This window comes from Streptomyces sp. enrichment culture, assembly GCF_964272855.1.
In the GTDB taxonomy this organism is placed as follows: domain Bacteria; phylum Actinomycetota; class Actinomycetes; order Streptomycetales; family Streptomycetaceae; genus Streptomyces.
The window spans coordinates 187,212-207,451 of the sequence record NZ_OZ186847.1 but is presented as its reverse complement, the minus strand read 5'-3'; the positions used below and the strand labels follow the sequence as shown (position 1 = coordinate 207,451).

Here is a 20,240-nt window from a genome sequence, read left to right as displayed (position 1 = left end):
CGCGAGGAGCGACGAGTACGTGATGAATGAGGAAAAGCTCCTCAGCTATCTCCGCCGTGTGACCGCCGACCTCCAGGAGGCGAAGCTGCGCGTGCGCGAGCTGGAGGCCGGCAGCCAGGAGCCGATCGCCATCGTGGGCATGGCCTGCCGCTACCCCGGCGGCGTCATGTCCCCGGAGGACCTGTGGCGACTGGTCTCCGAGGGCACCGACACCGTGTCCGGCCTCCCCAGCGACCGCGGCTGGGACGTGGACGGCCTCTACGACCCCGACCCGGACCGCATCGGCACCGCCTACACCCGCGAAGGCGCCTTCCTGTACGACGCCGGGGACTTCGACCCGGCCCCGTTCGGCATCTCCCCGCGCGAGGCACTGGCCACCGACCCCCAGCACCGCCTGCTCCTGGAGACCTCCTGGGAGGCGTTCGAACGGGCGGGGATCGCCCCGTCCGCGCTGAAGGGCAGCCGCACCGGCGTGTTCGCCGGGGTGATGTACCACGACTACGCCGCCCGGCTGCGCGCCGTGCCCGACGACGTCGCCGGCTACATCGGCAACGGCAACTCCGGCAGCATCGCCTCCGGTCGGCTGGCGTACACCTACGGGCTCGAAGGCCCCGCGGTCACCCTCGACACGGCCTGCTCGTCCTCCCTGGTCGCCCTCCACCTCGCCGTCCAGGCGCTGCGCTCCGGGGAGTGCACCATGGCCCTGGCCGGCGGCGTCTCCGTGATGGCCTCCCCGGTCACCCTGCTGGAGTTCTCCCGGCAGCGGGGCCTCGCCCCCGACGGCCGGGTGAAGGCCTTCGCGGCCGCCGCCGACGGCACGGGCCTCGGTGAGGGCGTCGGCATGCTGCTGCTGGAGCGGCTTTCCGACGCCCGGCGCAACGGCCGTCCGGTCCTCGCCGTCGTACGCGGCACCGCCGTCAACCAGGACGGCGCCTCCAACGGCATGACCGCGCCCAACGGCCCCTCGCAGCAGCGCGTCATCCGCCAGGCCCTGGCCGACGCCCGGCTTGCCGCCGACGAGATCGACGCGGTGGAGGCGCACGGCACCGGCACCCGGCTCGGCGACCCCATCGAGGCCCAGGCCCTGCTGGCCACCTACGGCCAGGGCCGGCCCGAGGAGCGGCCGCTGTGGCTGGGCTCCATCAAGACGAACATCGGGCACACCCAGGCCGCCGCCGGTGTCGCCGGTGTCATCAAGATGGTGATGGCGATGCGGCACGGTGAACTGCCGCGCACCCTGCACGTGGACGAGCCCTCCCCCCAGGTGGACTGGTCCTCGGGCGCGGTGGAACTGCTGACCGAGCCACGCGACTGGCCCCGGACCGGCCGCCCGCGCCGGGCCGCCGTGTCCTCGTTCGGCATCAGCGGCACCAACGCGCACGCCATCGTGGAGCAGGCGCCCGCCGCCGAGCCCGCGGACCCGGCCGACACCCCGGCGCCCACCGTCCGCACCAGCACGGTGCCCTGGGTGCTCACCGCCAGGTCCGAGGACGCCCTGCGCGCCCAGGCCCGCCGGCTGCGCACCCACCTCGACAACCACCCGGATGGCGCGCCGCAGGACATCGGCCTGTCCCTGGTGACCTCCCGCACACTCATGGACCACCGCGCCGCCGTCGTCGCCGCGGACCGCGACGCCCTCGCCGCCGGCCTGACCGCCCTCGCCGAGGGCGGGGACGCGCCGGGCGTCGTACGAGGCACGGTCTCCCGCCGCGGCAAGTCCGCGTTCCTTTTCACGGGGCAGGGCGCGCAGCGCGTCGGGATGGGGCGTGAGCTGTATGCCGCGTTCCCGGTGTTCGCGGAGGCGTTCGACGCGGTGTGCGCCCGGTTCGACGCGGAGCTGGAGCGGCCGCTGAAGGACGTGGTCTTCGAGGACGCGTCCGCGCTGGACCAGACCGTCTACACGCAGGCGGCACTGTTCGCACTCGAAGTGGCGCTGTTCCGGCTCCTGGAGTCCTGGGGCGTCACACCGGACGTCCTGCTCGGCCACTCCATCGGCGAACTGGCCGCCGCGCATGTGGCGGGGGTCTGGTCCCTGGAGGACGCGTGCACGCTGGTCGCCGCGCGCGGTCGGCTGATGCAGGCACTGCCGTCCGGTGGTGCCATGGTGGCGGTGCAGGCGACGGAGGCCGAGGTCGCCGAGGCGCTGACCGGCGACGCCGTGTCGATCGCGGCCATCAACGGGCCTCAGTCCGTGGTGATTTCGGGTGATGAGTCCGAAGTGCTGGAGATCGCCGCCCGCTTCGCCGAGCAGGGCCGCAAGACCAAGCGCCTCACGGTCTCCCACGCCTTCCACTCGCCCCGCATGGAGCCCATGCTGGCCGAGTTCCGCGCGGTCGCCGACAAGCTCTCCTACGACGCGCCGCGCATCCCCCTCGTCTCGAACCTGACCGGTGCGACGGCGACCACCGAGGAGCTGTGCACCCCCGACTACTGGGTGCGGCACGTCCGCGAGGCCGTCCGTTTCGCGGACGGGGTCAGGACACTCGACGAGCTGGGTGTCCGCACCCTCGTCGAACTCGGCCCGGACGGCGTCCTCTCCGCGATGGGCCAGGCCGGCTCCGACGGCCTGTTCACACCCGTGCTCCGCGCGGACCGCGCCGAGGCGCAGACCCTGACCACGGCCGTCGCCCAGGCCCACGTCCGCGGCGTGCCGGTCGACTGGCCGGCGTTCTTCGCGGGCCGCGGGGCCAGGACCGTCGACGTGCCCACCTACGCCTTCCAGCGCGAGCGGTACTGGCTGGACGACGGAACCCCGGCCGGGGACGTCGAGTTCGCCGGACTGGGGACGACGGACCACCCGCTGCTCGGCGCGGCGGTGGAACTCCCGGACAGCGGCGGCGCGCTGTACACCGGACGCCTCTCGGCCGACGCCCACCCCTGGCTGGCCGACCACACCGTGGCCGGTGCGGTGCTGCTGCCCGGTACGGCCCTGGTGGACGTGGCGCTGCGGGCCGGGGAGGGGCTGGGCTGCGGTGAGCTGAGCGAGCTGACGCTGCGGGCTCCGCTGGTCCTGCCGGAGCAGGGCGCGGTCACCCTCCAGGCGGTCGTCGGCGCGCCGGACGAGCGCGGCTCCCGGCCCGTGCGGATGTACTCGCGGGCGGCGGGCGCCGACGGCGAGGGCGAGTGGACGCTCAACGCGGAGGGTGTGCTCGGCGCGACGTCCGACGCCGTCTTCCCGTGGACGCCGGGGGAGTGGCCACCGGCCGGCTCCGAGCCGCTGCCGGCGGACGGGCTGTACCAGCGGCTGGCCGACGGCGGGCTGGAGTACGGGCCCGCGTTCCAGGGACTGCGGGCGGCCTGGCAGCTCGGCGACCAGGTGTACGCGGAGGTGGCCGCGCCGCAGGCGGTACGGGACTCCGCCGAGGGCTTCGGGCTGCATCCGGCCCTGCTGGACGCGGCCATGCACGGGCTGAACCTGGGCGGCCTGCTCGCCGACGACGGCCGGGGGCGGCTGCCGTTCTCCTGGAACGGGGTGCGGCTGCACCGGGCGGGCGCGGCCACCCTGCGGGTACGGCTGGCCCCGGCCGGGCCGGACGCGGTGTCGTTCGCCGCCGTCGACCCCTCCGGGGATCCGGTGGCGTCCGTGGACTCGCTGGTGCTGCGGCCGGTCAGCGTCGAGCAGATGCGGGCAGGCGCCTACCAGCGCTCCCTGTTCCGGCTGGACTGGACACCGGTCACGGCGGGACGGACCCGCCCCGTGCGGTGCGCGCTGCTGGGCCCCGACACCCTCCTGAGCCGGGCGTTCGAGAACGCCGGCGGCACCGTGGACCGGCACCGGGACCTGCCGGCGCTGTCGGAGTCCCTGCGGGAGCCCGGTGCCGTCACCCCCGGCGTCGTGCTGGTCGGCGTACCCGGACCGGCGGGCGACGAGACGCCGGTGGAGCGTGCGCACCGGCTGGCCGGGGACGTCCTCGGGCTGCTCCAGGCCTGGCTGGCGGACGAGCGGTTCGCCACCGCCCGGCTGGTGGTCGTCACGCGGGGCGCGGCCGCACCACCCGTGACGGATCCGGCGGCGGCCACCGTGTGGGGGCTGGTGCGCTCCGCGCAGGCCGAGCACCCCGGCCGTATCGTCCTGCTGGACCTGGACACCGCGCAGGAGTCCGCCGCCGCGGTGCCCGCCGCCCTCGGCACCGACGAACCCCAGCTGATCATCCGTCAGGGCATGGTGTCGGCGGCCCGGCTGGCCCGCGCGGCGGTGACCGCCCCGGCCGGCGCCGGCCCCCGCGCGCACGGCACCGTCCTCGTCACCGGAGGCACCGGAGCGCTCGGCGCCCTCGTGGCCCGGCACCTCGTGACCGAACACGGCGTACCGCGGCTGCTGCTCACCAGCAGGCGGGGCGAGGACGCCCCCGGAGCCGCCGAACTGGCCGCGGAACTGCGCGGACTGGGAGCGTCCGTGACCGTCGCCGCCGTCGACGTCGCCGACCGCGACGCGCTGGCGAAGGTGCTCGCCGCCGTACCGGACGAGCACCCGCTGACCGGAGTGGTGCACACGGCGGGCGTGGTCGCGGACGGCGTGATCGGCTCGCAGACCCCGCAGCGGCTGGCCTCGGTGCTGCGGCCCAAGGTGGACGGCGCCTGGAACCTGCACGAGCTGACCGCCGACGCGGACCTCTCCTTGTTCGTGCTGTTCTCCTCGCTGGCGGGCACCCTGGGCGGCGCCGGACAGGGCAACTACGCCGCCGCCAACGCGTTCCTGGACGCGCTCGCCGAGCACCGGCGGGCGAGCGGCCGGCCCGCGGTCTCCCTGGCGTGGGGCATGTGGGCGCGGCTCAGCGGCATGACCGAAGGGCTCGGCGAGGCCGAGCTGCAGCGGCTGCGGCGGGCGGGCCTCGGCGCGCTGCCGGACCAGGAGGGCCTGGCGATCCTCGACGCGGCGGGCCATGGCGAGCACGCCACGCTCGTCCCCGTCCGGCTCGACCCCAGCGGTCTCGGCGGGCAGCCGTCGGGCGACCTGCTGCCCCCGCTGCTGCGGGACCTGGTGCGGGCCCCGGCGCGCCGGGCCCGGCCCACGGCCGCCGAGACCGGCGGTCTGCGGCAGACGCTCGCCGAACTGCCGGAGGCCGAGCGTGAGCAGTACCTCGGCACGGCGGTACGCGACCACGTCGCCGCCGTGCTCGGCCACTCCTCCGGCACGGTGATCGACGCCGACCAGCCGTTCACGGACATGGGCTTCGACTCCCTGGGCGCCATCGAACTGCGCAACCGGCTCACCGCCGCGGGCGGCGTCCAGCTGCCGGCCACGCTGATCTTCGACCATCCGACGCCCGCCGCGGTCGCCGCCCACCTGCGGGAACTGCTGGCGACAGCCGCCGCCGAAGACGCCGCACCGCAGGCCCGCCCGGCGGCCGGCCGGCCCGGCACCCCGTCCCCGGCGGGCTCCGTGGAGGCGCTGTTCCGGCAGGCGTGCGAGGCCGAGCAGTACAAGGACGGCGTGGAACTGCTGATGGCGGCCTCCCGGATCCGCCCCGCCTTCACCACGGCGGACGCCTCCCGGCACGCCCCGAAGCCGGTGCGGCTCAGCCACGGACCCCAGGGGCCCGCCCTGGTCTGCTTCGCCGCCCCGGTGGCGCTGTCCAGCGCCCACCAGTACGCGCGGTTCGCGACGGCCTTCCACGACGTCCGGGACGTGTCGGTGCTGGTGCCGACCGGCTTCGCCGACGGGGAGGCACTGCCGCGGTCGGTCGAGGCGGCCGTCGCGGCCCAGGCGGACGCGGCCCTGGAGCTGGCCGACGGGGGACCGGTGGTGCTGGTCGGGCACTCGTCCGGCGGCTGGCTCGCGCACGCGGTGGCCGCGCGGCTGGAGAGCACCGGCGTCCAGCCCGCCGGCGTGGTGCTGCTGGACACCTATCTGCCCGGCAACGACGTCGTCGACGGCTTCGCCTCGGTCTTCATGGACAGCATGTTCGACCGGGAAGGGCTGGTGGACGGGGTGGACTTCACCCGGCTGACCGCCATGGGCGGCTACTTCCGGCTCTTCGCGGACTGGGAACCGACCGAGATCACGGCACCCACCCTGTTCGTCCGCGCCGGGGAACGCATAGCCCCCGGCGACGGGAACGGAACCCCCGCCCCGCAGGCCTTCTGGCAACTGCCGCACACGGCCGTCGAGGTGCCGGGGAACCACTGGTCGATGATGGAGGCACAGGCCGCCGCCACGGCTCGCCCGGTCGTCGACTGGCTCGCCCGCACCCGGCCCTGACAGCGTGAAAAGGCCCCGCCCGGCGTCCGTGAGACGCCGGGCGGGGCCTTTTCGGTCCCGGCTCGGGGCTAGACCGGGTTCACGCTGTACAGCGGGAAGTAGGACCCGATCCGGCCCTCCGCGTAGTCGTCGGCCAGCTTCGGCACCTCGTCGAAGTCGTAGACCACCGTCGACCCCTCCGGCGCCATCCAGCCGCTGGACTCCTGGAAGTCCCGGATCTCCGGCGAGTCCGGCAGCCGCCACACGTGCGTGTTCACATGGATGTGCCGGCTGATGCACTCGGCGCCCCGCAGATGGGACAGCCGCATGCCCGCCTTCCAGCCGCACGTGGTGACCACGCCCTGCCGGGCGAGGGACTTCACGGTGACGTCGTACAGCGGTTCACCGATGTTGTCCACGAAGACGGCGACGCCCTTGCCGTCGCTCAACTCGTCGACCAGACCCAGGAAGGCGTCGACCGACTGCCGGCGGCGGGCCTGCCGGTCCCGGTCCGCCCGCGCCTGGCGGGGCGGCAGGGACAGGTCCGGGTAGAGCCGGCGGTCCACCGGGACGATGCCGTGCTCGCGCAGGAAGGCGATCCGCTCGTCCGAGCCCGCCGTCATCGCCACCCGGAACCCGGCGCGCTTGGCCAGCATCAGTTCGGCGAACGCCACCCCGCCGCCCCAGCCGAACACCAGGTGCCCGGACGGGTCGTCGTCGGCGATCTGCGTCCGCCAGCAGCCGTACGCCTTCTGCCAGTTGTCCCACGCCGTGAAGTACCGGCCGTAGGTGGCCCACTGGGGCAGCGAGTAGGCGGTGTCGGCCGGGATCGGCAGCAGCACCCGGGTGTCCATCTTGGACCGCTTGGTCAGCAGACCGATGGTGTTCGGGGCGTCGTAGGCGTAGGCGAGTTCGGCGTAGCCGTAGGGGTCGCACACGCCGAACGGCAGCAGCAGGCACAGGTCGCCCTCGCGGACCCGGACGTCCCGGCCGCCCGCGTTCACCTTGAGGACGCGGACCACCCCCAGGTTGCCGAGGACCACCGCGTCCTCGCCGCGGCTGCTGCACACATCGATCGGCGAACGGGCCAGCGCGTGATCGATGTTGGCCTCCCAGGAGCCGAGGATCGGCTCCACCAGGGCCTCACCCTCCTCCAGCGGGCCGAAGGTGAAAAGGTCCCGTTGCAGAGCGCCGCCCGGGCCGCCGTCGAGCGTGCCGACGAGCGAACCGGAGCGAAGCACCCAGGCTTCAGGCGAGTAGATGACAACCTCCCAAGATCGAGAATTCTCGTGCCCGTTACCGGGCCGCCGGTATCCGGTAGCTCACCGACACGCCGCCCCAGGCCTCGCCCGCGCCGTACGCGACGGCCCCCAGCCGGCCCTCGGCGGGCAGCGAGCCCGCACCCAGCTCGTCGGCGAACGCGAGCGGGATCGACGCCGACGAGGTGTTGCCGAAGTGGGCGATGCGGTTCACGAAGGGCACGCCGAGGTCGGCGGTGAACGTCCGGACCTGCTCCAGGATGCGGCCGTTGGCCTGGTGGCCGACCAGCACCGTCGGCGCCGGGTCCCGCTCGGCGAGGTACCGCGCCGACTCCGACATCCGGCGCACCGCACGGTCGTACACCTGCATGCCGTCGAGATGGATCCCGCCGGCGTCGGTCTCCCGCATCAGCCCCTCACCGGAACCGTCGCTGCCCGCGACGTGCTGGAACCGCGCGAACTCCGGCCGCCGCTCCAGCAGTACGGCGGCGGCCCCGTCGGCGAACAGGCAGGCGGTCTGCCGGTCGCTGCGGTCCACCAGCCGCGACATGGCCTCCACCGAGCACACCAGGACCGACGACGCCTGCCCGGCCTCACACAGGGACAGCCCCGTGACCATCCCGTACACGAACCCGCAGCACGCCGCGTTCATGTCGAAGGCCATGACCGACGACGGCAGCCCGGCCAGCTCCGCCACCTTCTGGGCGATGCCCGGGACCCGTTGCCGTACGGACGTGCTGACCACGACGAGCGCGCCGACGGACGCCGGGTCGGCCATCCGGCCCACGACCGGCGCGCAGGCCTCCGCCGCCACGTCCACCAGCGAGACGTCGTCGTCGAGCCAGCCGCGGGAGGCGATCCCGCTGCGGCGCCTGATCCACTCGTCGGTCAGGCCGATCGCGTCGAAGTGCGAGTTGTCGATCGTCCGGCCCGGCTTCGCGGTGGCGATGTCGACGATGCCCGCGCTCGTCACCGCTCGGCCAGCTTCACGAAGTAGGCGGTGAAGTCCTGGAGCAGACCGAAGCCCGCGGTCTCCCGCAGATCGGCCTTGACCTGCAGCTCCCGCTCCAGCAGCTGGGTCAGCTCGACGATGTCGAGGGAGTCCAGGTCCAGGTCGCCCACCGGCCGCTCGAGGTCGTCGTAACCCAGCGACGGGTCCCGCTGCCGCAGCTTGGTGAGCATGATGTCGGCGATCCGGCGTTCGATGTCGTTCATTTCTCTCTCCTCGGAGAACATGGGTGCTCGGAAATCACGGCGGCGGCTACTCGGCCGCCAGCTGGTACAGCACGTCGCCGGACTTGAGGATGGTGCCGACCGTCGCGGACCGGGCGGCGACGCGTCCGCCCCGCTCCGCCAGGACCTCGGTGCTCGCCTTGTCGGTCTCCATCACCGCGACCACGTCCCCCCGCTCGACGTGGTCCCCGACCTCGGCGACCCACTCGACGAGCAGCGCCTCGGCGAGGCCGTGCCCGAAGCTCGGGACGTGCATGTCGATGTGCTCAACGCTCACTTCATCATCACCAGAACCTCGTCCGTGATCTCTCGCACGCCGATCAGATAGTCGTTCTCGAAGTCCGCCGGGGGATACTCGCGGCGGTCGGGCGCCAGCCGCCGGACCGGGCAGCGCAGCGAGTCGAAGCCGTGCTCGGCCACCGCGGCGGCGACCTCCGCGCCGATCCCGGCGAACTTCGTCGCCTCGTGCACGATCAGCAGCCGCCCGGTGCGGGCCACGGACTCCAGGACGGTGTCCATGTCGATCGGCGCGACCCAGCGCAGGTCCACCACCTCCACGTCCACCGTGTCGCCGAGCGCGTGCGCCGCCTCCAGGACCTCGTTGGTGACGGCACCGAAGGTCACCACGGTCACGTCGGTGCCCGGCCGGACGATCCGGGCCGCCGTCGGCGACTTCGCCGGCACATCGCTGCGCACGGGCGCCGTCCTGCGCCAGTAGAGCCGGATCGGCTCGTGCATCACCACGGGGGAGCCCAGCCCCACCGCGTACCGCAGGATCTGGTCGGCGTCCTCACCCGTGGACGGATACGCCACCGAGATGCCGGGGGCACGCGCGAACAGGGCCTCGTTGGACTCGCTGTGGTGCTCGACGCCGCGGATGCCGCCACCGGACGGGATACGCACCACCAGACCCGGACTGACCTGCCCGTTCCAGCGGTTGCCGATCCGGGCCGCCTGGGTGACCAGCTGGTTCACGGCCGGGTACACGAACCCGTCGAACTGGATCTCGCACACCGGGACCAGCCCGCTGATCGCCATCCCGACCGCCTGGCCGACGATGGTGGACTCCGCCAGCAGCGAGTCACGCACCCGGTCCCTGCCGAACCGCTCCTGGAGGCCCCGGGTCACCCGGAACACCCCGCCCAGCCGTCCGATGTCCTCGCCGAGCAGCAGCACCCGCGGGTCCTGCTCCATCAGGTCGGCGAGGGTCGCGTTGATCGTCTCCGCCATGCTGGCGGGTCGTGGGGCCATCACGCATACCTCTTCATCAGCTGGTTCCGCAGCTCCCGGACCTCCGCGTCGACGGACTCCCGCCAGGCGGCGTCCACCACCCCCTCGCCGGTCAGCCGGTCGGCGTAGGCGGTCACCGGGTCCGACTCCCGGGTGCTCGCGATGTCGTCCCGGCTGCGGTACAGCTCCTGGGCGTCGGAGGTCGAATGGCCGTGGATCCGGCCCACCGAAATCTCCACCAGATACGGCGACTTGGACTCGCGTACGTGCCGGGCGGCCTCGTGGCAGGCGGCGAAGACGGCCTCCGGGTCCTGCCCGGACAGCCTGGCCGACTCGATGCCGAAGCCCCGGGCCCGCTCGGCGACGGAGGTGCGCATCTGCTCACCGGCCGGCTTGGAGATGGCCCAGCCGTTGTTCTGGCAGACGAACAGCACCGACGCGGACTCGACGGCGGCCAGGTTCATCGCCTCGGACATGTCGCCCTCGCTGGTGGCGCCGTCGCCGACGTAGACGACGACGAAGTCCTCCCGTCCCTGCAGCCGTTGACCGAGGGAGTAGCCGACACCGTGCAGCGTCTGCGCGGCCAGCACCAGCGTGTAGGGGAAGAAGCGCTGCCCCCAGGGATCCCAGCCGCAGAACGTCCGGCCGGCCCACTGGGCCAGCAGCTCGTCCGGGGCCACGCCCCGGAACAGGGCCACCGCGTGTTCACGGTAGCTGGGGAAGATCGCCGGTTCCGGCCCCACCGCCAGGGCGGACCCCACCTGCGCGGCCTCCTGGCCCTGACACGACAGCCAGAGATCGAGCGCTCCCTGTTTCTGGAGCTGCCGGGCCTCCTCGTCGACGCCCCGTGCCACCAGCATGTGGCGCAGCAGGGACCGGCGTGTGCCGTCGTCCAGTCCTTGCTCGGATAGCGGTTTTGTGGTCATCACATTCGAACCCCCGTGTCCCTTGTGTCCCTTGGGTGTGGATGCCGGTCAGTGGGTGGCGTCGGCCGCTGCCACGATCGGACCCGCGAAAAGGGGGATGGAGAACGCGTGCCGGATCACGGCACTGGTGTTCGGTCGCGGTGCGGACAGCTTCGAAGAAGCGTTACGGCTGTCTGGGCGGCCTCACGGACACACGGCCCGCCGACGGCGGTACGGCCGGGCCCGACACCATGCACTGAACGGTCACGCAGATTCCTCCCCCGTCGCACGGGCGACTCGCACCCGTGCTGTACCGCACACTACCGAAACCGTCTCAGGCGACACAGTCAGGGTCGCCCGATGATCGCAGGTCCCTCAGACCCGCTCGGCCTCGGTCAGCCGCGCCAGCCGGTCGGCGATGATGCCGGTCACCTCGGTCTGGCGGTCCATCAGATAGAAGTGCCCGCCCGGCATGGTGAACGTCTCGAAGGCGCCGGTGGTGTGTTCGGCCCACGCGTCGGCGTCGCCCGCCGGGACCTTCGGGTCGTCCTCGCCGTTCAGCGCGATCACGGGGCAGCTCAGCGGCGGACCCGGCCGGTACTGGTAGCTCTCCACGACCTCGTAGTCCGCGCGGATCACCGGCAACGCGAGCTGTACCAGTTCCTCGTTGTCGAAGACACGCGGGTCGGTGCCGCCGAGCCGGCGCATCTGCTCGATCAGCGTCCGGTCGTCCGGGCGCCCGGCGAACTCCCGCCGGTGGCGCGACGGGGCACCCCGCCCCGACACGAACAGCGCGACCGGAGGGCGGCCCATGGCCTCCAGCCGCCGCGCCACCTCGAACCCGAGCACCGCCCCCAGACTGTGCCCGAACACGGCGAGCCCGCGATCACTCCACGGCGCCAACTCAGCGACCAGGCCCGCCGCGAGGTCGTCGACACGCGTCAGCAACCGCTCGTGCCGACGGTCCATCCGGCCCGGGTACTGCACGGCGAGCGTGTCGATCCCCGGGCCCAGCTCCTTGGCCAGCCCGGCGTAGAAGGGCGCCGAACCTCCCGCGTGCGGCAGGCACACCAGCCGGACCGGCGCACCGGGTGCGGGCGAGTACCGCCGTATCCACGCGGAGCTGGGGGAACTGTCGGCCGCGGTCATGTGACTCCTTGGTTCTGTGGTGCGGATCAAGCGCGCGGAGCACGCGGAAGGCTCGGGGGTGAGGTGTTGGTCCACCGTACTGGTCCGGCGAACTAGTGATCCACATTTTTCGAATGCGTGTCCGCTCGTGTCGCGCCCAGGCGCCTGAGCGCCCGCATGGCCTCGCGCTCGACGCGGGACAGCTCGCTCAAGACGGCGCCCGCCTGTTCGAGGCACTGAGCGTCGCCCGACTCACCGGCCTTCGCGATCAGGGCCGCGACTTCCGTCCACAGGGTGGCGGCCTCGCTGTACAGCCGGTGTCCGGTGCGCAGATCGCCGCTGTCGAGGAGTTGGACGCATTCGGCGAGGAAGTCACGGTACAGATTCCGGAACAGGGCCCCTCCGGTGCCGGCCTTCTCCATCAGGAGGGCGGCCTGGCCCAGGTCCCGTCGAGGGTCGTCGGTGCGCCGGAGCCATGTGCGCACCAGCTTGCCGGCCTTGTCGATGCCCCGGTGGCCCAGGTTGGCGATGGGCGGCTCCAGGAAGGCGTCCGCGCAGGCGGTGATGGCGGGAACGATCGTCTCCCGCGGAGAGGGCGCGTGCGTCGGAACGGTGAGGGTGAAGGACCGGTGCTTGGCGGTCATCGGGCCGCGCGCGGCTCTGGCCTCGGCGAGGCCGGTCAGGCTGGTGGACACCGCTCCGCCCTGCTGGTCGGTGTCCACCAGGTAGGCGTTGTCGTCGTCGTAGCCGTACAGGGCGACGACATGACCGCCGAAGTGCACCTTCGTGCGGAAGTAGTCCAGGTGATAGCTGTCGAGCTGCAGTCCGACGGGACGGCCGGCGTCGACGGCGGCCGCCACGTTCTCCCATGCCTTGCGGGGGGAGGTGGTCTCCTGGACCAGGAGCTCCAACCCGAGCCTGGCGGCCAGGTTCCTGGTGAGTTCGAAAGGCTTGACGCGCCCCCCGAGGAACGGGAACGGCATGTTCCTGCCGTCCCAGTAGACGAACGACAGACCGGAGCCGAGGCCGAAGAGCATCGGCTCGGACAGATCGAGTCCTTGGTGCCGCAGCAGCACCCCGAGAGCGCTTGTCTCGCAGTGCTGCGCACCGCGGGTATCGATGTCCCTCACCTGTTTCATGTCACAACCCCTCAGGCACCACCCGTAGACAACCCTGACGCATCCTCACCCTCGCCCCGGTGCTCTCCCTGATTCCCGCCCTCCACGCTTGCGGCCCCGCTCGGCTCGCTGCCACGGTCGGTCTGCGCCACCCGAACCCATGGTGCCGCGGTCCATGGACACGGCAGGAAGGCACTCCATGCATCTGATCTCCAGAGCGTTCGCAGGTGTGCTGGCACTCGGCGTGCTCGCCGCCGTGCCCGCGCACGGTGCCGAGAAGGCGGATTCCGGCCCCCGTCACCGCAACCTGACGACACCACGGACCGTCGACTGGAAACCCTGCCCGCAGGACGCCTCCGCGGAATGCGGGACCCTGCGCCTGCCCGTGGACTGGGCACACCCGGCGGGCGAGAAGTTCGACCTCGCGGTGGCGCGCCGCAAGGCGGCCGATCCAGAGCGCCGGGTCGGTGTCCTGCTGGTCAACCCGGGTGGGCCGGGGGAGTCGGGCGTCAACTTCGCCGTGCGGCGCGCCCCCGAGCACTTCAGCGCGGACATCCTGGCACGGTTCGACATCGTCGGGTTCGATCCGCGGGGGATCGGAAGCAGCCAACCGGTCAAGTGCTCGACGGAGTTGGTGAACCAGCGGCCGTCCGCGTACCCTCGCGACCAGGCGGAGTTCGATCGACTCGGCGAGTACAACCGTGCGTTACGCGAGGACTGCCGCCGCCGCAGCGGCCCGATCTTCGACCACGCCGACACCGCGAGCGTGGTCCGGGACATGGACGCGATCCGCGCCGCCCTCGGCGAGAAGAAGATCAACTACTTCGGTCACTCCTACGGCACGCTGATCGGCCAGCAGTACGCGGAACTCTTCGGCGACCGGCTCCGGTCCATGGCCCTCACCGCGAACATCGACCACAGCCTCGGCACACGGGAGTTCATGGTCTCCTCGGCGGCCACCGCGGAGGACTCCTTCCACCAGTTCGTACGGTGGTGTGAGTCCACCCGCTCCTGCGCACTGCACGGCCGGGACGTGACGGCCCTGTGGGACGACCTGCTCGCCAGGGCGGACCGCGGGGAGCTACGCGACCCGGACAACTGGGACGACCGCCTCACCGCGAACGACATATCGTTGTTCGGCTTCAAGAGCTTCTACGGCCCGAACCGGGCCGAACTGGCCGCGTACTTGCTGCGTCTCGACGCCCAGGAACCGACCGTGCCGCAACCCGGCGAACAGGAGTCCTCCGCCGGGCCGACCTCCGCGCAACCGTTCCACGCCGTGTTCTGCCAGGACTGGCGCTTCCGGCCGAGGAACCACCGGGAGTACGCCGCCCTGACCGCGGCGGAACTCCGCGCCGCACCGCACATGCGCGGCTCGACCCGCGTGCACGAGGCGGTCGCCGGATGTGTCGGCTGGCCCGACGAGGTGAACAACCCACAGCACCGTCCGCGCATCACCGAGGCGCCCAAGATCCTCATGCTGCACTCGCGGCACGACCCGGCGAACCACTACGCCTGGGCGGCCAACGTGCACCGGCAGACCCGCGGCACGACCGTCCTGCTTCCCTACGAGGGCGCGGGCCACAGTGTCTACGGCCGCAGCGACTGCACGCGTGACGCGGTCGACGACTACCTCACGGACCTGAGGCTGCCTGATCCCGGCAGCCGCTGCGCCGGCATAGCGTGAACGCCGGCGGCCGGCGAGGTCATGTGACCCCGCAGGGCCGGATCGCGACGAACTCGGTGTAGTGGTCGCGGTAGGTCTCGGTGAACGTGGAAGGAGGGCACAGCCCCGCGCGGTGGTACATGTCGGCGGCGTCCTCACGCAGGATGAAGCCGGCCTTCCGGTAGTCGCGGAGCTTGTCGGCGAATGCCTCGAGGTATGCGCGGTGGTTGCCGTAGCCGAGTTGCCGGACCGTGCGTACGTTGTCGTAACCGCCGATGAAGCCGGTGACGAAGCGGGCTTCGCCGAGTTCTACGAACGGCAGCCGGGGCACGCGCCGGCCGGTGCGGTCCTCCGTGATCGCATTGCCGGCCGCGTCCCTGACGATGGTGTTGTCGCTCCTGGCGCGCAACCGCGTGCTCGTCGGTGGCGGTGTCCCCTCGCGCACCCAGCGGTGCCCTTGCAGGAAGTGCGCGTGCAGCTGGGGCACGAAGTTCGCCGGTGTCGAACCCCGCACCGGGAACGGCACGTCCAGCGGCGCGTCCAGCGGATCGGGAACGTGCGGACTTCCCGCGACGACGTGGAACCGGTACCGCTCGGTGGCGACGCCCCGGTCGGTCAGACCGGTCGGATCCTCGGCTTCCGAGTTCACGACGAGGACCTTGCCCTTGTAGCGGCCGGCGGCGATGTCGGCCTGGGCGTCGGAGCCCTCCGTGGTGATGGGCAGCACGAGGTCGAAGGCACCTGTGGCATCACCGGAGTGGACGAGACGCACGAGCGGGTACGAGCTGTCGGAGAAGCCCGTGCCGTACCGGTGGGTCACCTTGCCGACCAGTCGACGCGCGCCGGAGGAGCGGGCGGACAGCGCCCTGGCGAAATCCGTGATGATCTCGTCGTCGACCCTGGCTCCCTCCTCGTCGAATCCGCCCTCGATGAACGTGCCGGGCACCGACGGGTCCAGGATGCGGTTGCCGAAGGTGCTCCAGCCGATGCCGGCGTGCACGAAGCCCCGGCGGAACAGGAAGTCCCTGCGCAGGTACACATCGAGGGCGCCGAGTCCCACCCCGAAGTGCGGCGGCTCCACGACTGCGGTGCCGTTGGCGCGGTCCGGATCGGCGGGGGCGCTGATCCGGTACGGCACGCGGAACCGCCCGGTCGACGTCTCGCCCTCGAACACACCGTCGTACTGCACATAGCGAATCCCGCCGAACGAACCGAGGGGCGTGACCACCGGATCGCCGAGTCGGTCTTCCGTACCGCCCTGAGGGTTGCTCACCGGGTGGCGGGAAGCCGCCCCGAGTCGCCCGCCGTGGGCGGTTGCCTGGGCGGGCGCGGCTGCCAGGGCCGACGTCAGTCCCGCCAGCAGCAGCGCACCCGTCTGGAGAAAACGCGCTCGCCGACGACGCGCGGCGCGTTGCGTGTGTCCGGGGCTCAGCCAGGGCATCGGGTGCTCCTCCTTCCGCGTCCAGAGCACTCGCCCGGTGCACTGGCGCTGGAATCAGCCGATCACCCGATGCCCGCGTCGGCCTCCGTCATTGACCCGAAGGAGCGAGGTTTCTCCCTCACTCAGCCCATCGACGACCGGACCGTCCTAGGGGGTGTCTCGTCGATCAGGCCGGATCAGGGAGCGGCGCCTGGTGCCGTGCATCGCAAGGCGGAGGAGGGAGCCGATGCGATGGGGGTCCCCCCTGCTCGAGCGGAGCCGAGAGCTTGGGGGAATCGGTGACCGACGACAACGCGGCGAGGCGCGGTGCCAGGCGCCGCGAGCCCGGCATGATCGGCGAGACGTCCCCTAGTCGGCCTGATCGGCAGGGGCCTGAGGCTGAGGCTCCTCCACGGGCGCGTCGGGAGCCGAGTAGAAGACGGAGTTTCCTTGCTTGCTCCGCTGGGCCTGGCTCTTGGCCACCAGCCCTTCGAGGGCGGTGCGCACGACGGTGGTCTTGATGCTGCGCTCGGGGTGGGCCTGCTCGAGCGCGGCGGCGACCTCCGCGGCTGAGCGGGGTTCCTTCATCTCGGTGAGGTGACCGCGCACGAGGGCGACCAGCGTGGGCTCGTCCGCCGTCTTGCCGGAGGCCGCGCTCTTGCCGGCGGCCGCCCCCTTGCCGACGGCCGGGACCTTGCCGGTCGCTTTCCTGCCGGGCTTCGTACCGCGGGGCGCGGCGGCGGTCTTCTTCGCCCGCGTCTGCCTGGCCCTGCCGGAAGCGGGGGTCTTCTTGCGGGGAGCGGGAACCGCCGCCGTACCGGCCGCCGTCGCGGTCTCACCGGACGAGGGAGGAAGGCCGAGCGCCTGCTGCATGGTCACCAGGACGGTGTGGTCGTGCCGCAGCTTGGCCAGTTGGCTCTGCAGGACCTCGATCTCCGCGCTGACGCGGTCCTGCTCCTTGACGTTGCTCTGGAGGTCGTCGGCGATCCGGGCCGCGTACTGCGCCGCCAGGTCGCTCGGGGCCGTCGTGTCATCGGACATATTGGTGAACCCTTCCTCGCTCACAACCGAAGTGCGCCTGCCCGGCCCGGAAGAGCCGAGCGAACCCAACGATGCACTGTCGGCCAGTTGGCCGAACATGCTCCCACGCCGTGAGGTGCGGCGATAGTGCGGATCAGTACGGAACAGCACGGATCAACCGAGCCGCAACCCGAAAGTGTTCCGGCCCGCCGTCGAAGCGCTCAACTGTTCCCACCACCGGCGTCGCGAAATCGGGTCATGCGCATGAGCGCGGGTTCGTGCCTGAATCCGAGCGCCTCGTACAGCGGTGCGGAACCTTCGGCGGCGTGCAACTCGTAAAGCGTGACGCCTTCTTGCTCCAGGTGATCAAGGAGAGCGGCGACGGCGGTCCTGGCATATCCCCGGCGCCGGTAGGCGGGTTCGGTGGCGACCGAGTGGATGCGGGCGGCCAGCCCCGCGGGGTACTTGGGGGCGGGGAGCAGCGGCTGCAGAAAGGCCAGCGCACAGGACGCGAGTCCACCGCCGCCCGCCTCGACGACGCAGGCCCGGGCGTCACCGCCGGGCCGCAGCCGGACGGCGAGCTGGTCACGGCACACGGCGAGCCACGCCTCGTCCAGGGGCTCGGAAAGGATCAGCTCGGATCTGAGGCGGGCGATCTCGAAGGCGTCGTCGGGGCCTGCCAGTCGAGGATCCGTCACGGTAGGGCCTTTCTCGTCTGGGAACGCGGGACCCGTGGGCCCGGCGGTGGAGGGCGTGTCCAGGCGTGCCCATTTCCTCGGACGGCGAATCCGTTGCCGCGGATGGGAACCGATTCCGGCCAGGAGCAGACATCGCCCCGAGGTTTCCCGCCCCCGTTCTGACAGACTTCTTCACCGCCACGGACGTCCTCACCACCGAGGAGAATGCATGGGCAAGGTCTTCGCCACTCTCAGCATGTCCCTGGACGGCTTCGTCGCCGGCCCCGATTCCCGTCCCGGCAATCCGCTCGGCGACGGCGGAACCCGCCTCCACGAATGGCTCTACGGTGTCGAGACCTGGCGCGCCCGCCAGAGCATCGCCGGCGGACGGACCAACCAGGACGACGACGTCGTCCAGGAGAACTTCGCCCGCACCGGCGCCTACATCATGGGGCGGCGCATGTTCGCCGAAGGAGAGGTCGGCTGGCCCGACCCGCCGCCCTTCCGCGCGCCCGTCTTCGTCCTCACCCACACCCCGCGGGACCCCGTGGCCAAGCAGGGCGGCACCACCTTCACCTTCGTGACCGAGGGGATCGACAGCGCGCTGGCCCAGGCCCGCAAGGCCGCGGAGGAGGCAGGGGACAAGGACGTCCAGATCTCCGGCGGCGCCGACACCGTACGGCAGTTCCTCGACGCGCGACTCCTGGACGAACTCCACATCCACCTCGTACCCCTCGTGCTCGGCACGGGCGTCCGGCTCCTCGACGGTGTCTCGCCCGACATCGGCCTCGCACCCACGCGGGTGATCGACTCCCCGCAGGTCACCCACCTCACGTACCGGATCACGCCGTCCTGGACGGGTGCGCCCCGACCCCGCCGCAACAGCCCGACCGGGAATGCGGAACGATGACCACGTGAACGAACAACGGGGAAGCACCGAAACAGAATCCGTCGCGGATCTCGCCCGGCGACTCGTCGCGGCCGACACCGGCGGCTGGACGCCGGACGGGGTCAGCGCCCTGGTGGCCGGGCTCGGCTGGTCCTGGAGCGGGGCGCCACAGGATCCCGTCCTGACCGGCCGGCCCTCGGGCGACGCCCGCCTCCGCCCGGTCGCCGAGTTCGAAGAGCGTTACGTCGACGGCGAGTCGTACGTGGAACTCGCGGTCCCGCTGGCGACCGCCGCGCCGGACGCCGCGGCCCAGGCCGCCGCGTTCCACGCCGCCAAGGTGGAACTGACCGAGGCGCTGGGCAAGCCGTCCATCATGGGTTCGCATGGCGACATGGGCCCCTTCTACGACAGCGGGCAGATCTGGGGCGCGCCCTTCCTGCGCTGGCGCGGCAGGCCGGACACCCTGGAACTGCGCGCGGGGAAGGCGGGGCCGGAGCTGGTCCTGCAGCCCACCGACCCGGCGGAGAACTGGTTCTGGCGTCAGGGCATCGGCGAAGAGCACGCGATCAGCGGCTACTTCGGCAGCAACCGCGCCGCGGCCAACGCCGGCCTCGGCTTCCCCGGCGGCTGGACCGCCCGCAGCTGGGAGACCGTCACCCGGTCGCTGGGCGATTTCCTGGACGCCCTGCCCGCCGAGACCACCGCCCTCGGCATCAGCATCGGAATGCCGTTCTACGGACGCACCGAGGACGGCGCACCCATCCTGTTCGACGTGTCGTGCGGCGACCGGCTGGCCATCGGCTGCTTCGCCCCGGACGACATCGATCCGGTCGCACTCGGCTGGGGCACGGTTGCCGAGTACCCGAACACGGCGTCGATCTTCAGCGACGACGACCCCGTGTGGCGCGTGGACGGGGGCGGACCCGGCGAACCGAAGGGCCGCGCCCTCGCCGAGATGCTGGTGGCCACGGCCAAGGCGGTGGGGGTGAGGAATCCGACCGATCTGATCGTCGGCGGGGAGGCCGAGTACGTGGACGGCTACGACGTCACCTACTACGGGCTGGGTCTCCCGACCGGCTAACGATGGCGAACGCCGAGGTGCCGCAGCCGCCGGCGTGCGGCTCGGCGCAGCCACCGCAGGGGGTGGGGCCCGGCATTGTCGGGGAGGGACGACGATCGCCGAGCGCCGAGCGGCGCGTAGGGGATGGGCCTGCGGTGGCCACCCACCTCCCACAGGCAGGCCGGGACCACCCCGGCCTTCTCCGACTGGCCGACGTACACGGTGAACGGTTGCGGTGGATCACCGGGCAGCTCGGCGGCCAGCGCGGTGACGTCCTTGAGCCGTGGCCGCGCGGCCACCACTTTGCCGTCGACCAGGAGCTCGATCATGCTGGACGGCGGGCCCGTCTGGACCGTGACCGAATGCCCGTCCCGGTCGAGGTGGAAACGGTGGCTGCGGGCCATGGCGCACCTCCCGGACCGGGCACCCTACGCACTGCTTCCAGTGTAGGTAC

General features: G+C 72.1%; 16 protein-coding genes. 4 read left to right on the top strand and 12 right to left on the bottom strand.

The genetic code is table 11. The annotated features are described in order from the left end of the window. Nucleotides 1-19 precede the first annotated feature (19 nt). Nucleotides 20-6,202, top strand: coding sequence for a type I polyketide synthase (locus ACSU6L_RS00910; protein ID WP_437052518.1), 6,183 nt, complete (start codon nt 20-22; stop codon nt 6,200-6,202). Nucleotides 6,203-6,270: 68 nt separating this feature from the next. On the opposite strand, the gene ACSU6L_RS00905 is transcribed toward ACSU6L_RS00910, so the two are convergent. The 8 genes from ACSU6L_RS00905 to ACSU6L_RS00870 all read right to left on the bottom strand — a co-directional run bounded on the left by ACSU6L_RS00905 (nt 6,271) and on the right by ACSU6L_RS00870 (nt 13,075). Then, nucleotides 6,271-7,422 carry a zinc-binding alcohol dehydrogenase family protein gene (locus ACSU6L_RS00905; RefSeq protein WP_437052516.1) on the bottom strand — a complete coding sequence of 384 codons (1,152 nt, stop codon included), beginning with the start codon at nt 7,420-7,422 and terminating at the stop codon, nt 6,271-6,273. A gap of 55 nt (nt 7,423-7,477) precedes the next feature. Next, nucleotides 7,478-8,413 (bottom strand): ketoacyl-ACP synthase III, encoded by a 936-nt coding sequence (locus ACSU6L_RS00900; RefSeq protein ID WP_437052514.1) that lies wholly within the window; start codon nt 8,411-8,413, stop codon nt 7,478-7,480. Beyond that, nucleotides 8,410-8,655, bottom strand: coding sequence for an acyl carrier protein (locus ACSU6L_RS00895; protein WP_073939703.1), 246 nt, complete (start codon nt 8,653-8,655; stop codon nt 8,410-8,412). Before ACSU6L_RS00895 ends, ACSU6L_RS00900 begins: the two co-directional genes overlap by 4 nt. A gap of 46 nt (nt 8,656-8,701) precedes the next feature. After that, nucleotides 8,702-8,950, bottom strand: a complete 249-nt coding sequence (locus ACSU6L_RS00890; protein WP_437052512.1) for a lipoyl domain-containing protein — start codon at nt 8,948-8,950, stop codon at nt 8,702-8,704. Next, complete coding sequence (locus tag ACSU6L_RS00885; protein ID WP_437052510.1) at nt 8,947-9,924, bottom strand: alpha-ketoacid dehydrogenase subunit beta; 978 nt, start codon at nt 9,922-9,924, stop codon at nt 8,947-8,949. Before ACSU6L_RS00885 ends, ACSU6L_RS00890 begins: the two co-directional genes overlap by 4 nt. Next, a complete protein-coding gene (locus tag ACSU6L_RS00880) occupies nt 9,924-10,829 on the bottom strand; it encodes a thiamine pyrophosphate-dependent dehydrogenase E1 component subunit alpha (protein ID WP_437052508.1) in 906 nt (301 codons plus the stop codon). Before ACSU6L_RS00880 ends, ACSU6L_RS00885 begins: the two co-directional genes overlap by 1 nt. 354 nt (nt 10,830-11,183) lie before the next feature. After that, nucleotides 11,184-11,957: a thioesterase II family protein gene (locus ACSU6L_RS00875; protein ID WP_437052506.1), complete on the bottom strand. Its 774-nt coding sequence runs from the start codon at nt 11,955-11,957 to the stop codon at nt 11,184-11,186. Nucleotides 11,958-12,049: 92 nt separating this feature from the next. Further along, nucleotides 12,050-13,075 carry a BtrH N-terminal domain-containing protein gene (locus ACSU6L_RS00870; protein WP_437052504.1) on the bottom strand — a complete coding sequence of 342 codons (1,026 nt, stop codon included), beginning with the start codon at nt 13,073-13,075 and terminating at the stop codon, nt 12,050-12,052. A gap of 178 nt (nt 13,076-13,253) precedes the next feature. On the opposite strand from ACSU6L_RS00870, the gene ACSU6L_RS00865 reads away from it, so the two are divergent. Beyond that, on the top strand, nt 13,254-14,741 hold the full coding sequence (locus tag ACSU6L_RS00865; protein WP_437052503.1) for an alpha/beta hydrolase: 1,488 nt from the start codon (nt 13,254-13,256) through the stop codon (nt 14,739-14,741). Between the two features lie 19 nt (nt 14,742-14,760). On the opposite strand, the gene ACSU6L_RS00860 is transcribed toward ACSU6L_RS00865, so the two are convergent. From ACSU6L_RS00860 to ACSU6L_RS00850, 3 genes are all read right to left on the bottom strand, one after another. Continuing rightward, nucleotides 14,761-16,161, bottom strand: a complete 1,401-nt coding sequence (locus tag ACSU6L_RS00860) for an alpha/beta hydrolase domain-containing protein (RefSeq protein ID WP_437052502.1) — start codon at nt 16,159-16,161, stop codon at nt 14,761-14,763. A 348-nt stretch (nt 16,162-16,509) separates the two neighbouring features. After that, nucleotides 16,510-17,181, bottom strand: coding sequence for a hypothetical protein (locus tag ACSU6L_RS00855; RefSeq protein ID WP_437052500.1), 672 nt, complete (start codon nt 17,179-17,181; stop codon nt 16,510-16,512). Nucleotides 17,182-17,381: 200 nt separating this feature from the next. Beyond that, the gene (locus ACSU6L_RS00850; RefSeq protein ID WP_437052498.1) at nt 17,382-17,858 is read right to left on the bottom strand and encodes a GNAT family N-acetyltransferase; all 477 of its coding nucleotides are present in this window, start codon (nt 17,856-17,858) and stop codon (nt 17,382-17,384) included. 208 nt (nt 17,859-18,066) lie between these two features. On the opposite strand from ACSU6L_RS00850, the gene ACSU6L_RS00845 reads away from it, so the two are divergent. Next, nucleotides 18,067-18,747: a dihydrofolate reductase family protein gene (locus ACSU6L_RS00845; RefSeq protein ID WP_437052496.1), complete on the top strand. Its 681-nt coding sequence runs from the start codon at nt 18,067-18,069 to the stop codon at nt 18,745-18,747. Nucleotides 18,748-18,751: 4 nt separating this feature from the next. Next, nucleotides 18,752-19,807, top strand: a complete 1,056-nt coding sequence (locus ACSU6L_RS00840) for a hypothetical protein (protein WP_437052494.1) — start codon at nt 18,752-18,754, stop codon at nt 19,805-19,807. Here the strand turns inward: ACSU6L_RS00840 and ACSU6L_RS00835 are convergent. Then, nucleotides 19,804-20,190 (bottom strand): hypothetical protein, encoded by a 387-nt coding sequence (locus ACSU6L_RS00835; protein WP_437052492.1) that lies wholly within the window; start codon nt 20,188-20,190, stop codon nt 19,804-19,806. The genes ACSU6L_RS00840 and ACSU6L_RS00835 overlap by 4 nt on opposite strands. Nucleotides 20,191-20,240 lie beyond the last annotated feature (50 nt).